At 66.3% G+C, this 14542-nt stretch carries 11 protein-coding genes; 7 read left to right on the top strand and 4 right to left on the bottom strand.

What is annotated here, in order from left to right; translation table 11 throughout:
- The first annotated feature begins 6 nt into the window (after positions 1 to 6).
- The 4 genes from rfbB to rfbD are packed head-to-tail and all read left to right on the top strand — an operon-like array spanning position 7 to position 3398.
- Positions 7 to 1062, top strand: a complete 1056-nt coding sequence (rfbB, locus tag V8246_RS09515) for a dTDP-glucose 4,6-dehydratase (RefSeq protein WP_336188890.1) — start codon at positions 7 to 9, stop codon at positions 1060 to 1062.
- Positions 1063 to 1072: 10 nt separating this feature from the next.
- Positions 1073 to 1960 (top strand): glucose-1-phosphate thymidylyltransferase RfbA, encoded by an 888-nt coding sequence (gene rfbA, locus V8246_RS09520; RefSeq protein WP_336188891.1) that lies wholly within the window; start codon positions 1073 to 1075, stop codon positions 1958 to 1960.
- Positions 1957 to 2514 carry a dTDP-4-dehydrorhamnose 3,5-epimerase gene (gene rfbC / locus V8246_RS09525; RefSeq protein WP_336188892.1) on the top strand — a complete coding sequence of 186 codons (558 nt, stop codon included), beginning with the start codon at positions 1957 to 1959 and terminating at the stop codon, positions 2512 to 2514. Before rfbA ends, rfbC begins: the two co-directional genes overlap by 4 nt.
- The gene (gene rfbD / locus V8246_RS09530; protein ID WP_336188893.1) at positions 2511 to 3398 is read left to right on the top strand and encodes a dTDP-4-dehydrorhamnose reductase; all 888 of its coding nucleotides are present in this window, start codon (positions 2511 to 2513) and stop codon (positions 3396 to 3398) included. Before rfbC ends, rfbD begins: the two co-directional genes overlap by 4 nt.
- A 29-nt stretch (positions 3399 to 3427) precedes the next feature.
- Here the strand turns inward: rfbD and V8246_RS09535 are convergent, their stop codons facing one another.
- Entirely contained in the window at positions 3428 to 5221 is a 1794-nt protein-coding gene (locus V8246_RS09535; protein WP_336189084.1) for an oligopeptide:H+ symporter, read from the bottom strand.
- A 138-nt stretch (positions 5222 to 5359) separates the two neighbouring features.
- Between V8246_RS09535 and V8246_RS09540 the strand changes: the two genes are divergently transcribed.
- From V8246_RS09540 to V8246_RS09550, 3 genes are all read left to right on the top strand, one after another.
- Complete coding sequence (locus V8246_RS09540) at positions 5360 to 7348, top strand: oligopeptide transporter, OPT family (protein ID WP_336188894.1); 1989 nt, start codon at positions 5360 to 5362, stop codon at positions 7346 to 7348.
- Between the two features lie 93 nt (positions 7349 to 7441).
- Positions 7442 to 9508 (top strand): S9 family peptidase, encoded by a 2067-nt coding sequence (locus V8246_RS09545; protein ID WP_336188895.1) that lies wholly within the window; start codon positions 7442 to 7444, stop codon positions 9506 to 9508.
- 62 nt (positions 9509 to 9570) lie between these two features.
- Positions 9571 to 10833 (top strand): DUF819 family protein, encoded by a 1263-nt coding sequence (locus V8246_RS09550; protein WP_336188896.1) that lies wholly within the window; start codon positions 9571 to 9573, stop codon positions 10831 to 10833.
- 139 nt (positions 10834 to 10972) lie between these two features.
- Here the strand turns inward: V8246_RS09550 and V8246_RS09555 are convergent, their stop codons facing one another.
- The 3 genes from V8246_RS09555 to corA form a co-directional block, all read right to left on the bottom strand.
- Complete coding sequence (locus V8246_RS09555; protein ID WP_093490326.1) at positions 10973 to 11197, bottom strand: CstA-like transporter-associated (seleno)protein; 225 nt, start codon at positions 11195 to 11197, stop codon at positions 10973 to 10975.
- Between the two features lie 3 nt (positions 11198 to 11200).
- A complete protein-coding gene (locus V8246_RS09560; protein ID WP_336188897.1) occupies positions 11201 to 13288 on the bottom strand; it encodes a carbon starvation CstA family protein in 2088 nt (695 codons plus the stop codon).
- 111 nt (positions 13289 to 13399) lie between these two features.
- Positions 13400 to 14413 (bottom strand): magnesium/cobalt transporter CorA, encoded by a 1014-nt coding sequence (corA, locus tag V8246_RS09565; protein ID WP_336188898.1) that lies wholly within the window; start codon positions 14411 to 14413, stop codon positions 13400 to 13402.
- Positions 14414 to 14542 lie beyond the last annotated feature (129 nt).

Consider the following 14542-nt stretch of genomic DNA (forward strand, 5'->3'; position numbering starts at 1 on the left):
AGTAGCGTGCCGACATGGCTGGTGACCGGCGGAGCCGGTTTCATTGGGGGTAATTTCGTCCTGCGCGCCATCGCGAGCGGCGTGAAAGTCATCAACCTGGATGCGCTCACGTACGCGGGCAATCTGGATACGCTGGCTTCGGTACAGGACGACCCCCTGCACGTCTTCGTCGAGGGCGACATCGGTGACCGAGCGCTGGTCGCCAGGCTGCTTGCCGAGCATCGCCCGGATGCGGTGGTGAACTTCGCCGCCGAGAGCCATGTGGACCGTTCGATCGACGGGCCCTCGGCGTTCATCCAGACCAACGTCGTCGGTACCCTCGGGTTGCTGGAATCGGTCCGCGACCATTGGAAGGGACTGGAAGGGGAGGCGCGCGAGCGGTTCCGCTTCCTGCATGTGTCCACCGACGAGGTCTACGGCTCGCTGGGCGATACCGGCCGGTTCACCGAGACCACGCCGTACGCGCCCAACTCCCCGTACTCGGCCTCGAAGGCGGCCTCCGATCATCTGGTGCGCGCGTTCCATCACACGTATGGCTTGCCGGTCCTCACGACCAACTGTTCGAACAACTACGGCCCCTACCATTTCCCCGAGAAGCTCATCCCGCTGATCATCGCCCGCGCGCTCGCCGGGGAGCCGTTGCCGGTCTATGGCGACGGCAAGAACGTACGCGACTGGCTGTACGTAGGCGACCATTGCCGCGCCATCCGCACCGTCCTGGAGAAGGGGCGCGTGGGCGAGACGTACAACGTCGGCGGAAATGCCGAGAAGCAGAACCTCGAAGTCGTCCACACGATCTGCGCATTGCTCGATGAACGGGTGCCGCGCGCCGATGGAAAGCCGCGCAGCAGCCAGATCACCTTCGTGGCCGATCGCCCTGGGCACGACCGCCGTTATGCGATCGATGCGTCCAAGCTGCGCGACGAACTGGGCTGGGAGCCCGAATACACCTTCGAACAGGGCATCGCGGAGACCGTCGACTGGTATCTCGCCAATCAGGCCTGGGTGAAGCGCGTGCTGGACGGCAGCTACCGCCTCGAACGTATCGGCACGGCCGTCTGAGGTGGATGCGATGACGAAGCGCAAGGGCATCATCCTCGCCGGCGGCTCGGGTACGCGTCTTTATCCGTTGACGCAGGCGATCAGTAAGCAACTGCTGCCGGTGTACGACAAGCCGATGATCTACTACCCGCTCAGCGTGCTGATGCTGGCGGGCATCCGCGAAGTGCTGGTGATCAATACCCCTCATGAGCAGGCACTGTTCAAGGCGTTGCTGGGCGACGGCTCCCAGTGGGGCATGGACATCCAGTACGCTGCGCAGCCGAGCCCGGACGGCTTGGCGCAGGCCTATCTCATCGGTCGGGACTTCGTGGCCGGACAGCCGAGCTGCCTGGTGCTGGGGGACAACATCTTCTACGGGCACGGTTTCACCGACATGCTGCGTCGCGCCGATGCGCGGAGCGAGGGCGCTACCGTATTCGGATACTGGGTGAACGATCCGGAGCGCTATGGCGTCGCCGAGTTCGATGCCCATGGACGCGTGATCGGCATCGAGGAAAAGCCGGCGCATCCACGTTCGAACTACGCGGTGACCGGTCTGTATTTCTACGACGGCCACGCCAGCGACTATGCGGCGGAGCTGCAGCCTTCGCCGCGCGGCGAACTGGAGATCACCGACCTCAACCGGCGGTATCTCGAAGCCGGCGCGCTGCACCTGGAGCCACTGGGCCGCGGCCATGCCTGGCTGGATACGGGCACGCACCAATCACTGCTGGAAGCCTCCAATTTCATCGAGACGATCGAGGCGCGCCAGGGCCTGCGGGTGTGTTGCCCCGAGGAGATCGCCTTCGGCAATGGCTGGATCGATGCCGCACAGGTCGAGAAGCTCGCCGCGCCGTTGGCCAAGAACGGCTACGGCCAGTACCTGCTGTCGCTGGCGGCGCGTCGGGTCGTACGATGAAGGTGATCGAAACATCGTTGCCAGGGTGCATCGTGATCGAGCCGGTAGTCTTCGGCGACGAACGGGGCTTCTTCTTCGAAACCTGGAATGCGGAGCGTTACGGTCAGCATGGTCTGCCGACCGCCTTCGCCCAGAGCAACGTATCGTCATCGGCGCGCGGCGTCCTTCGCGGCCTGCATTACCAATGGCCGAATCCCCAGGGCAAGCTGGTCAGCGTGCTGGAGGGCGAAGTGTATGACGTGGCCGTTGACATCCGCCGTGGGTCGCCGACCTTCGGTCAATGGGCGGCGGTGATGCTCAGCGCCGAGAACAAGCGGCAGTTCTGGATGCCGGAAGGCTTCGCGCATGGCTTCGCCGTTGTGTCGGAGCGCGCGGTATTCAGCTACCTGTGCACGGCCGTATACGACAAGGCGGCGGATGCAGGCGTGCGCTGGGACGATCCGGCCATCGGCATCGACTGGCCGGTGGCGGAGCCGCAGTTGTCGGCCAAGGACGCCGTCGCGCCCCTGCTCGCGGATGTGGCGCCGGAGCGGCTGCCGACATACGCGCCATGACCGTCCTGCTGTTCGGCGGCAACGGCCAGGTCGGGCATGAGCTGAGGCGAAGTCTGCGTGCGCTGGGCGACGTGGTCGTTACCACGCGCTCCGGCGAGTTGCCCGAGGGTGCGCGTTGCGAAGTGGCCGATTTCGATCACCCCGACAGTCTTGCGGAGCTCGTCGAGCGCGTGGCACCGGCCATCGTGGTCAATGCCGCGGCCTACACGGCGGTGGACAAGGCCGAGGACGATGCCGATGCGGCCTTCCGTACCAATGCGGAGGCCCCGGGCGTATTGGCGCACGCATGCGCCCTGCGAGACATTCCGTTCGTCCACTACTCGACCGACTACGTGTTCGATGGGCAGGGCTCGCGGCCTTATCGCGAGGACGATCCGACCGCGCCGCTGGGTGTCTACGGCGCCAGCAAGCTCGCTGGCGAAGATGCGGTCCGTTCGGCCGGCGGGCGGCACCTGATTCTGCGCACCGCCTGGGTCTACGGCCGGCATGGCCACAACTTCATGAAGACGATGCTGCGGCTCGGCGCGGACCGTGACGAACTGCGCGTGGTCGCCGATCAGATCGGTACGCCCACGCCGGCGCCGCTGATCGCGGATGTCACGACGGAACTGCTGGGTCTGCAGGATGCGCCTTCGGGGACGTTTCACTTGACGCCTCGTGGCCAGACGAGCTGGCACGGGTTCGCCGAAGCCATTTTTGAAGAGGCGTTGGCACGTGGTCTTATCTCACGCGCCCCCAAGGTGACTCCCATCGCCACGTCCGACTACCCGACGCCGGCCCGTCGACCCGGCAACTCCCGCCTCGACATCGGCAAGCTGGAAGGGGTGCTCGGCCATGTGCTTCCCGAGTGGCGCGTGGGCCTGAAGCAGGTGCTGGGCAGCTGATCCGGGCCGCAGGCGATGCACGCACGGGTTCAGTCCGCAGCGCGCATCGCCCGTCGCAACCACGGCGATGCCAGCATCGCGATGGCGGCGCAGCCCAGGCCGATCCACATCATCAGCCAGAACAGGTCAGCGAAGCCGGTGGCGGCGTGGGCGATGTCCACGGCTCCGTTGGCGGGAACGTCCATCGCGGCGAGCTTTCCGAACTGCGCCGCCAGCGTTTCCGAGAACGCGGTCGCCAGCAGCCACATGCCCATCATCGAGCTCACCACGCGCGGCACCGACAATTCGGTGACCGCCGCCAGGCTCACCGGCGCCAGGCACATCTCGCCGATCTCCAGCAGCAGATAGGCCAGCACCAGCCACCACACGCTCGCGACCATGCCGGTGGCACCCACCTGCTGTGCGGCCAATGCCAGCGGGATGAAGGACAGGCCGCCGAACAGCAGGCCCAGTGCGCCCTTCACCGGTTTGGACGGATCCCGGCCGCGGCGCCCCAGCGTGGCCCACAGCCAGGCGAACAGCGGTGCGAGCACCACCAGGAACATCGCACCCAGATAAGTGAGCGAACCGGCGGTCTGAGGCAGGACCAGCGAGTCTCGCAGTACCAGCAGCACCATCAGGACCGCGGTTCCCAGGAACAGCACGCGAGGGGGGGCCGGATGCACGCTCCGCTCCGACCAGCGCGACGCGATCACGAACGACAGCGGCATGGCCAGCAGGGCCCAGGTGGACCACGGTGCGCTGCCAAAAAACAGCGCGACGTTCGCGGCAAGGCTGTCCGACCAGACCACCACCGATGCCGGCTGTACCAGCGACGGAAACAGGTCCTTGGTCAGCAGCCGGTCGGTGAACATCACCCACGAGCCGTAGGTCTGCTCGTACAGGGTGAAGAACACCAGACACATGAGGATCAGCGCCATCAGCGCGAGCATCTGGCGCCGCTGCACCGGCGTGCACTGGGTGGTGATGAACCAGAGGAACCACGCCATCACCACGGCCAGCACCAACAACATCAGCGCGAGCGCCAGCGAGAACTCGCCGCCCAGCGCGAACGCGCCGTTGGCTGCCGCCCACATCAGCCAGGCCACCGGCAGTACGCCCAGCGCGGCGCCCGCGTAGATCAGCCATTCCCGCGGGACGCCCCATACGCGTGCACGCAACGCCGCGGGTGTGGGTGGTTCGGCGTGGCCATGCAGGTAGCGTTGGCCCCAGAGGAACATGGCCAGCCCCAGCAGCATGCCGATGCCGGCCGCGCCGAAGCCATACTTCCAGCCCAGCGTCTCGCCCAGGTAACCGCACACCAGCGAGGCGAGCAGGGCGCCCAGGTTGATGCCGGCGTAGAACAGGCTGAAGCCGCCATCGCGGCGTGGATCGCCCGCCGGATACAGGCGGCCGACGATGCCGGTGATGTTCGGCTTCAGGAAGCCGACGCCCATGACGATCAGCGCCAGCGATACGTACATCGTGCGCAGCGCGCCTTCATCGCGCGTGACCACGCCACTTTCCATCGTTGCCGCCGCACCTTCCAGCGCCATGCCCGCATGGCCGGCCACCAGCAGCAATCCACCGAAGACCACCGCCTTGCGCATGCCCAGCCAGCGGTCGGCCAGCACGCCGCCGATTACCGGCACGCAGTAGACCAGCCCGCCGTAAGCCCCGATCAGGTCGTAGCCCGCGCCGTCGGCGAACAGGTGATACTTGGTCAGGTACAACAGCAGCAGTGCCTTCATCCCGTAGAAGGAGAAGCGCTCCCACATCTCGGTGAAGAAGCAGACGTAGACGCCCTTGGGGTGGCCCAGGAAGTCGTCGCGGCCGGCGGCCATGGGGGCAGGGGATTGCAAGCGTCGCTCCGGCGGGGGTCCGGGCGGCAGTATAGCGATGGTACCGGCAGGCCCCTCCCGGCTGGACTTGCCGGGCAGCGGACGCTAGCGTGTCGGCTTTCCGCAATCCGGGAACGTGCAATGAGCCCCCAGGGGACCCCGCAACTTACCTTCCGCGCCGTCGTGCTGGCCATCGTGCTGGCCGTCGTGCTGTCGGCCGCCAATGCCTATCTGGGCCTGTTCGCCGGCCTGACCGTGGCCACCGCCATCCCGGCGGCCGTCGTCTCGATGGGCGTGCTGCGCCTGCTGGGCGGCGGCACGATCCTGGAGAACAACATCGTGCAGACCGGCGCCTCGGCCGGTTCGTCGATCGCGGCCGGCGTGATCTTCACGATCCCCGCCCTGATCATCCTGGGCTACTGGCAGGACTTCCAGTATTCCTGGGTGCTGGCCATCGCGGGTCTCGGCGGTCTGCTCGGCGTGCTGTTCTCGGTGCCGCTGCGCCGCTCGATGATCGTCGAGGAGCCGCTGCCGTTCCCCGAAGGCAAAGCGGCGGCCGAAGTGCTGAAGGCCGGTGAAAATCCGGGCCCCGGCCTGAAGATCCTGGCGTTCTCCGCCGCCATCGGCGCCGTGCTCAAGGTCGCCGCCCACAGCGGCATGCGCCTGATCCCGGACACGGCCGCGGGCGCGGGCTTTTTCGGCAAGTACCTGGGCTATCTGGGCACCAACCTGTCGCCGGCGCTGCTGGGCGTGGGCTACATCGTGGGCCTGAACATCGGCATCGTGGTGCTCTCCGGCAGCATCCTGTCCTGGCACATCGCCATCCCGCTTTACCACATGGCGTTCCTGGGCACCGATCCTGCGTTGGCGCAGAGCATCGCGGGTGCAGGCCCCGAAGACGTGGCCGGCGCCATCTGGTCGGCCAAGATCCGCTACCTCGGCGTCGGCGCCATGCTGATCGGCGGCGTGTGGACGCTGTTCTCCCTGCGCAAGTCGCTGCTGTCGGGCGTGAAGAGCGGGATCGCCGCCGCGCGTGCCGGGTCCGGTGGCGCCGATGTCGCCGAGACCGAGCGCGACCTGCCGATGAAGTGGATGCTGGTGGCGCTGGTGGTCTTCGTGCTGCCGCTGCTGCTGCTGTACCAGGCCATCGTCGGCATGTGGCACGTCAGCATCCCGATGGCGATCATCATGATCGTGGCGGGCTTCCTGTTCGTCTCGGTATCGGCCTATCTGGCCGGCCTGGTCGGTTCGTCGAACAATCCGGTGTCGGGCATCACCATCGCCACCATCCTGTTCGCCTCGGTCGTGCTGCTGTTGCTGCTGGGCGAGAGCGGGCGCATGGCCGTGGGGGCGGGCGGGGCGCCGCTGGGTGCCGTGGCCGCGATCATGATCGGCGCGGTGGTGTGCTGCGCCGCGGCGGTGGGCGGCGACAACCTGCAGGACCTCAAGGCGGGCTACCTGGTCGGCGCGACGCCTTGGAAGCAGCAGCTGATGCTGGGCATCGGCGCGTTCTCCTGCGCGCTGATCATGGCGCCGGTGCTGAACATCCTCTCCGAGGCCTACGGCATCGGCGCGCCGACGGCCGAACATCCGAATCCGCTGTCCGCGCCGCAGGCCACGCTGATGGCGTCGGTGGCGAAAGGTCTGTTCGGCGGCGAGCTGCCGTGGGGCATCATCGGCATCGGCGCGGTCATCGGTGCGGTCATCATCGCCATCGACGAGATGCTGAAGGCCCGCAAGAGCAGTTTCCGCGTGCCCGTGCTGGCCGCGGCCATCGGCATCTATCTGCCGCTCGAATTGATGGTGCCGATCTTCCTCGGCGGCCTGCTGGCCTATCTGGTGGAGAAGCGTCACGGCATGGTGGGTACGAAGGACGAAGAAGCGCGCGACCGCATCCATCGCCCCGGCACGCTGTTCGCCGCGGGCCTGATCACCGGCGAGGCGCTGATGGGCATCGCGGTGGGCATCGCCATCTACGTGTCCAAGGATCGCGACGTGCTGGTACTGCCGGAGGCCTTCCAGCAGGGCGAGATCGTCGGCCTGATGATCCTGGCGATCGTGGGCTGGTTGCTGTACCGCACCGGCGCCAGGTCCAAGGCGTTGGGTGAGGCGGGGTCCGGCCCGCATTAAGCGGCTGCACGGCGCAAGGGCGTGACTTCACGCCTTTGCGCCGCGGCGCATTTAGCGCCTAACATCGGGGTTTTCCTGTCGCCGGAGCCCCGGATGAACCTCAGATCCGCCCTGTTGCCCCTCTGTCTGCTGGCGGCGCTGCCGTCGCTCGCCGCTGCGCGCGGCCTGGATGTACGCGACCTGCAGAAGCTGGACCGCGTGTCCTCGCCCGTGCTGTCGCCGGATGGTGGCACGATCGTGTTCGCCAAGCGCATCGTCGATGCCGACATGGTCAAGGCCAGCAGCAGCCTGTGGGTCCGCAACCTGCTGACCCGCGACATGGCGCCGCCGAAGCGCTTGACGCCGGAAGGGTGGAACGTCAACTCGCCGTCGTTCTCGCCGGATGGCAAGACGGTCTATTTCCTCAGCGCGAAGTCCGGCACGCAGCAGCTGTATGCCATGCCACTGTCCGGTGGGGCACCGCGCCAGCTGACGGCATTCGCACTGGATGTGGCCAGCTACAAGCTGTCGCCCGACGGGACGCGCGTGCTGTTCAGCACCGACACCTTAGCCGACTGCAAGGCCGACTTTGCCTGCACGAAGAAGAAGCTGGACGACACCGCCGCCAAGAAGAGCAGCGGCGTGGTGTACGACGGCCTGTTCGTCCGTCATTGGGACACCTGGGCCGATGGGCGCCGCAGCCGCCTGTTCGTCGCCGCACTGCCGGAAGGCAAGGCGAAGCCCGTTGCCAGTGCCACTTCGCTGACCGATGGCCTGGATGGCGATGCGCCGTCCAAGCCGTTCGGTGGCGCCGATGAGTACACCTGGTCGCCGGATGGTACGTCGGTCGTTGCCGCGATCCGTGTGGCCGGCAAGGGCGAGGCGTGGTCGACCAACTTCGACCTGTACAAGATCGCCGCCGACGGCAGCAGCGCGCCGGTCAACCTGACCGCCGCCAACCCTGCATGGGATACCGGTCCGGTGTTCAGCGCGGACGGCAGGACGCTGTACTACCGCGCGATGAAGCGTCCGGGCTTCGAGGCGGACCGTTTCGGCCTGATGGCGATGGACTTGGCGACGAAGCAGGTGCGCGAGATCGCACCATCGTGGGACCGTTCCGCCGACGGCATCGTGGTGTCGAAGGATGGCGCGACGATCTACACCACCGCGCAGGATGTGGGCCAGCACCCGCTGTTCGCCGTCGATGTCGCCAGCGGCACGGCGAAGCCGGTGGTCGCCGAGGGCAGCATCTCGGCCTTCGACATCGCTGGCGACACCCTGGCGTTCACCCGCAACACGCTGAAGACGGGTGACCAGCTGTTCACCACCACCCTGGCGGGTGCGCCGCTGCGTGCGATCACGCCGAGCGCGCAGGACATGCTGAAGGATGTCAGCTTCGGCGACTTCGAACAGTTCACCTTCACCGGCTGGAACAACGAGACCGTGCACGGTTACGTGGTCAAGCCGCACGATTACGTGGAAGGCCGGAAGTACCCGGTCGCCTTCCTGATCCACGGCGGTCCGCAGGGCAGCTTCGGCAACGGCTGGAGCTATCGCTGGAATCCGCAGACCTACGCGGGCCAGGGCTATGCGGTGGTGATGATCGATTTCCATGGATCGACCGGCTACGGCCAGGCCTTCACCGATGCGATCAGCCAGCACTGGGGCGATCGCCCGCTGGAAGACCTGCAGAAGGGCTGGGCCGCGGTGCAGCAGAAGTACGCTTTCCTCGACGGCGGCAAGGCCTGCGCACTGGGCGCCAGCTACGGCGGCTACATGATCAACTGGATCGCCGGCAACTGGAACGAGCCGTGGAAGTGCCTGGTCAACCACGACGGCGTGTTCGACACCCGTTCGATGGGTTACGTGACCGAGGAGCTGTGGTTCACCGAGTGGGAGAACGGCGGCACGCCGTTCGACAAGCCGGAGAACTACGAGAAGTTCAACCCGGTCAACCACGTCGCCAAGTGGCGCGTGCCGATGCTGGTGGTGCAGGGCGAGAAGGACTACCGCGTGCCGGTGGACCAGGGTTTGTCCACGTTCACCGCGCTGCAGCGCAAGGGCATCGAATCCAAGCTGCTGTACTTCCCCGACGAAAACCACTGGGTGCTCAAGCCGCAGAACAGCATCCTGTGGCACGACACCGTCAACGCCTGGCTGAAGCAGCACATCGGCCGTTGAGGCCTGTACGAAAGGGCCGGTCATGCCGGTCCTTTCTCTTTGAATGAAGGAGAATCCCGCCGATGGCGATCGAAGCCACCGAACCTTCCACTGCGCTGATCCAGAACGACATCGTCCTCTTCGGTCTGATCGCCGCTACGCTGGGCGTCGTGTTCTGGACATCGTCGCGCGAGACGGGCTTCTTCAAGAAGTTCTACACCTACGTGCCGGCGCTGCTGCTGTGCTACTTCATCCCCGGCATCTACAACAGCGTGGGGTTGATCGACGGTGGGGCGAGCAAGCTCTACAACCCCGTGGCAAGCCGCGTGCTGTTGCCGGCCGCGCTGGTGCTACTGACGCTGACCATCGATCTGAAGGGTGTACTCAGGCTGGGGCCGAAGCTGTTGGCGATGTACGCGGGCGCGTCGATCAGCATCATGATCGGTGCCTGGGTGGCGTTCTGGCTGATGGGGCTGATCCATCCTGAAACCGTGGCCGGCGACACATGGGGTGGCATGGCGGCGCTTGCGGGCAGCTGGATCGGCGGCGGCGCGAATATGCTGGCGATGAAGGAGGTGTTCGCGGTCGACGAGACGACGTTCGGCCAGTTCGTGGTCGTTGACGTCAGCGTTGGGTACGTGTGGATGGCGGTGCTGATCTTCCTGGCCAACCGCGCGCAGGCGATCGACGCCCGCACGGGCGCGGACACGCGCGCGATCGAGGAACTGAAGGAACGCCTCGCCAGCTACCAGAAGCAGCACGAGCGCGTGGCCACGCTGCCCGACCTGATGGTCATCCTGGGCATCGCCTTCGGCACCGTCGGTCTCTCGCACGCCATCGCGGGCCCGGCCTCGTCGTGGTTCGCGCAGAATGTGGCGTGGGCGAAACAGGTCAGCCTGCACGAGCCCTTCGTCTGGGTCGTCGTGCTGTCGACATTCGTCGGCCTCGGCCTGAGCCTGACCCGCGCGCGCACGCTGGACGGTGCCGGTGCGTCGAAGATCGGTGCGCTGTTCCTCTATATCCTGATCGCCTGCATCGGCATGCAGATGGACATCGGCTCGCTGGCCGACAAGCCGTGGCTGCTGGCACTGGGTCTGATCTGGATCCTTGTCCATATCGTGCTGCTGGCCCTGCTTGCCAAAGTGCTCAAGGTGCCGTTCTTCTACTTCGCCATGGGTTCGCAGAGCAATATCGGCGGCCCCGCGTCGGCGCCGGTGGTGGCGACGGTGTTCCATCCGTCGTTGGCGCCGGTGGGTGCGTTGCTGGGTGCGCTGGGGTACGCGACGGGTACGGTCGCCGCCTACGTGGTCGGCGTGGTATTGCGCGGGATGGCAGGGCAAGGTTGAGCCATCGCCATGCTGCTGTAGGAGCGACGTGAGTCGCGACGTTGGAGTTTCCGGTCGCGACTGACGTCGCTCCTACAACGGATCCAAAGAAAAGGGCGAAGCCATTGGCTTCGCCCTTTTCGTTCTCCTTCCTAACCGCTCAGCAGCAGCGGAACCCGCTCCTGCCGCCGAAGCGCGCTTCCTGCCGTTCGCGGAAGAAGGTCTTGTAGTCCATCGGTTCGCGGTCCGGATGCTTCTCCAGCACGTGCCGGACGTAGTTGTCGTAGTCGGGGATGCCGCAGCACAGGCGCGCGGTCTGCACCAGCCTCCGCCACACACGCTTGTGCGTGGCGAAGTGCGAGAGCGGGACGAGTTCGGTGCCCATGGCTTACAGCCACGCCTTTTGCTGCTCGTCGGTCAGCGCGACGTAGGGCGTCTCGCGGTCCGTGCGCGTGCTGCTGGCGCGTGCCTTGGCGATGGCGCGCAGCGCGTACACCAGCACGCTGAACACCACGAACAGGAACAGGGCGGTCAGACCGGCGTTGATGTAACTGTTGACCACCACCTGCTGCATCTGGGCCATGCTCTTCGCCGTGCCGAGCAGTTGGCCGTCGGCGATGGCCAGCTGGTACTTCTTCGCCTGGGCGACGAAGCCGATTGCCGGATTGCTGTCGAAGATCTTGATCAGGCCCGCATACGTGGTGCAGATCAGCAGCCAGATCGCCGGGACCACCGTGACCCAGGCGTAGCGGTCGCGCTTCATTTTGAACAGCACCACCGTGCACAGCATCAGTGCGATGCCGGCGAGCATCTGGTTGGCGATGCCGAACAGCGGCCACAATGTGTTGATGCCGCCCAGCGGGTCGACCACGCCCTGGTACAGGAAGTAACCCCACAGTGCGACGCAGCCGGCGGTGCCGATGACGTTGGCGCCCCACGAGTCGGTCTTGCGCAGCGGCGGGATGAAGTTGCCCAGCAGGTCCTGCAGCATGAAGCGGCCGGCGCGCGTGCCCGCATCGACCGCGGTCAGGATGAAGAGCGCTTCGAACAGGATGGCGAAGTGATACCAGAACGCCATCATCGCGTCGCCGCCGGGCAGCGCGTCGTGCAGGATCACCGCAATGCCCACGGCCAGCGTGGGTGCGCCGCCGGCGCGCGAGATGATCGTACCCTCGCCGATGTCGTGCGCTGTCTGCGTCAGCATCTCCGGCGTCACTACGAAGCCCCAGCTGCTGACCTTCGCGGCCACGTCGACCGCGCTCGTGCCGATCGCGGCGGCGGGGCTGTTCATGGCGAAGTACACGCCCGGCTCGATGATCGAGGCCGCGACCAACGCCATGATGGCGACGAACGACTCCATCAGCATGCCGCCGTAACCGATGTAGCGGATGTGGGTTTCATTGGCCAGCAGCTTGGGCGAGGTGCCCGAGCTGATCAGCGCATGGAAGCCCGAGACCGCGCCGCAGGCGATGGTGATGAAGAGGAACGGGAACAGGCCGCCCTTCCAGACCGGACCATCGCCGGAGCTGGCGAACTGGGTCAGCGCCGGCATCTTCAGCGAGGTCACTTCCGGGCTGGCGATGACGATGCCGATGGCCAGCGCGACGATCACGCCGATCTTGAGGAAGGTCGACAGGTAGTCGCGCGGCGCCAGCAGCAGCCACACGGGCAGCACGGCGGCGACGAAACCGTAGCCGATCAGCATCCAGGTGATCTGGGTGCCGGTGAAGGTGAACGCCGGGCCCCAGGTGGGATGCGCGCCGACCTTGCCGCCGAACCAGATGGCGAGCAGCAGCAGGACGATGCCGACCACCGAAATCTCGCCGATCCTGCCGGGCCGGATGTAGCGCATGTACAGGCCCATGAAGATCGCGATGGGCATGGTGGCGATGACGGTGAACATGCCCCATGGGCTTTCGGCCAGCGCCTTCACCACGATCATCGCCAGCACCGCCAGGATGATGATCATGATCAGGAACGCGCCGAACAGCGCGATGGTGCCGGCCACCTGGCCCATTTCCTCGCGGACCAGATCGCCCAGCGAGCGGCCATTGCGGCGGCTGGAGATGAACAGGACCATGAAGTCCTGTACCGCGCCCGCGAGCACGACGCCCGCGATCAGCCAGAGCATGCCGGGCAGGTAGCCCATCTGTGCGGCGAGTACCGGGCCGACCAGCGGCCCGGCGCCGGCGATGGCAGCGAAGTGGTGGCCGAACAGCACGTGCTTGTTGGTGGGCACGTAGTCCAGGCCATCATTGTTGATGTGCGCAGGCGTCGCGCGGGTCGGGTCGAGCCCCATCACGTTCTTCGCGATGTACAGGCTGTAGTAGCGGTATGCCACCAGATAGATGGACACCGCCGCCACGACGATCCACAGCGCGCTGATCTGCTCGCCCTGGCGCAGTGCCACCACACCCAGGCACACCGCGCCGAGAAGCGCGAGCGCCGCCCAGCCGATCTTGGAAAAACCGTTCATCCGGAAACCCTCCGACAAGTCCAGACAAGGGTCCCCCCATGCGGAAGGCCGGTCAATCCGTAACGGCCGATTCGGCCTTCGACTTTGGTCGCAATCCGACGGCGTAGGGCGTCAGAGCCAGCGCGAGCGCTTGAACAGGCGGTACAGGCCGAAACAGGCCAGCGCCACGCCGGCGATCAGGAGGGGATAGGCGAAGCGGCCGGCCAGCTCGGGCATGTGTTCGAAGTTCATGCCATACCAACTGGTGATCAGCGTGGGGGCGGCCAGCAGTGCGGCCCATGCACCCAGCCGCTTGACGATCTCGCCCTGCGCCAGCGTCACCAGCGACAGGTTCACGCTGAGCGCCGTGGTGAGCATTTCGCGCAGGGTGTCGGTGTACTCGTTGACGCGCAGCACGTGGTCCTGCACGTCGCGGAAGTACAGCCGCACCTCTTCCGGGATCAGTGCGCTCTGCGAGCGCGTCAGCTGCGCCAGCACGTCCTGCAGTGGCGCCACCGCCAACCGCATCTGGGTCAACTCGCGCTTCAGCTCGTACAGCTTCACCACCGTCACCCGCCGGTAGGTGTCGGAGAAGATGTCCTTCTCCAGGGCATCCAGCGTCTGCTTGAACTGGTCGATGATCGGCCGGTAGTTGTCGACCACGTAATCCAGCACCGCATACAGCCCGTACGACGGACCGAGCGCCAGCAGATCGGGTTCGCGCTGCACGCGCTCGCGTACCGGCGCATACGACAGCGACGCACCGTGCCGCACCGTCACCAGGTAGCGCGGGCCCAGGAAGGCGTGGGTTTCGCCGAACCGGATGCGGTCGTCCACCACCTGCGCCGTGTGCACGGCCACGAACAGCGAGTTGCCGTAGGCTTCCAGCTTCGGGCGCTGGTGCGCATTCTGCGCGTCCTCCACGGCCAGGTCGTGCAGGCAGAACTCCTCCTGCAGCTTCTCCAGGATGGCGTCCGCCGGCTCGTACAGCCCCACCCAGATGAAACTGCCGTCGTCGACGGCCAGCACGTCGCTGATCTCGTCCAGCCCGATGTCGCGCCGCTTGCCGCCCTGGTCGTAGACCACGCAGTTGATGACGCACTGGGGCAGGGCGGGCTTCGTATCGACGGCGGCGAGGTCATTCATGGCGGGAATCGTGCGCCACGCGCGCGGTTGCGGCAAGTCCGGTCACATCCTGCGCTGTTGTAGGAGCGGGCCATGCCCGCGATGCTTTCCGGTGGATGCCAGTACAAGAGCATCGCGCCCAAGGGCGCT

Origin of the sequence: Pseudoxanthomonas sp. F11 (genome assembly GCF_037046485.1) — a bacterium.
Classification (GTDB): Bacteria; Pseudomonadota; Gammaproteobacteria; order Xanthomonadales; family Xanthomonadaceae; genus Pseudoxanthomonas_A.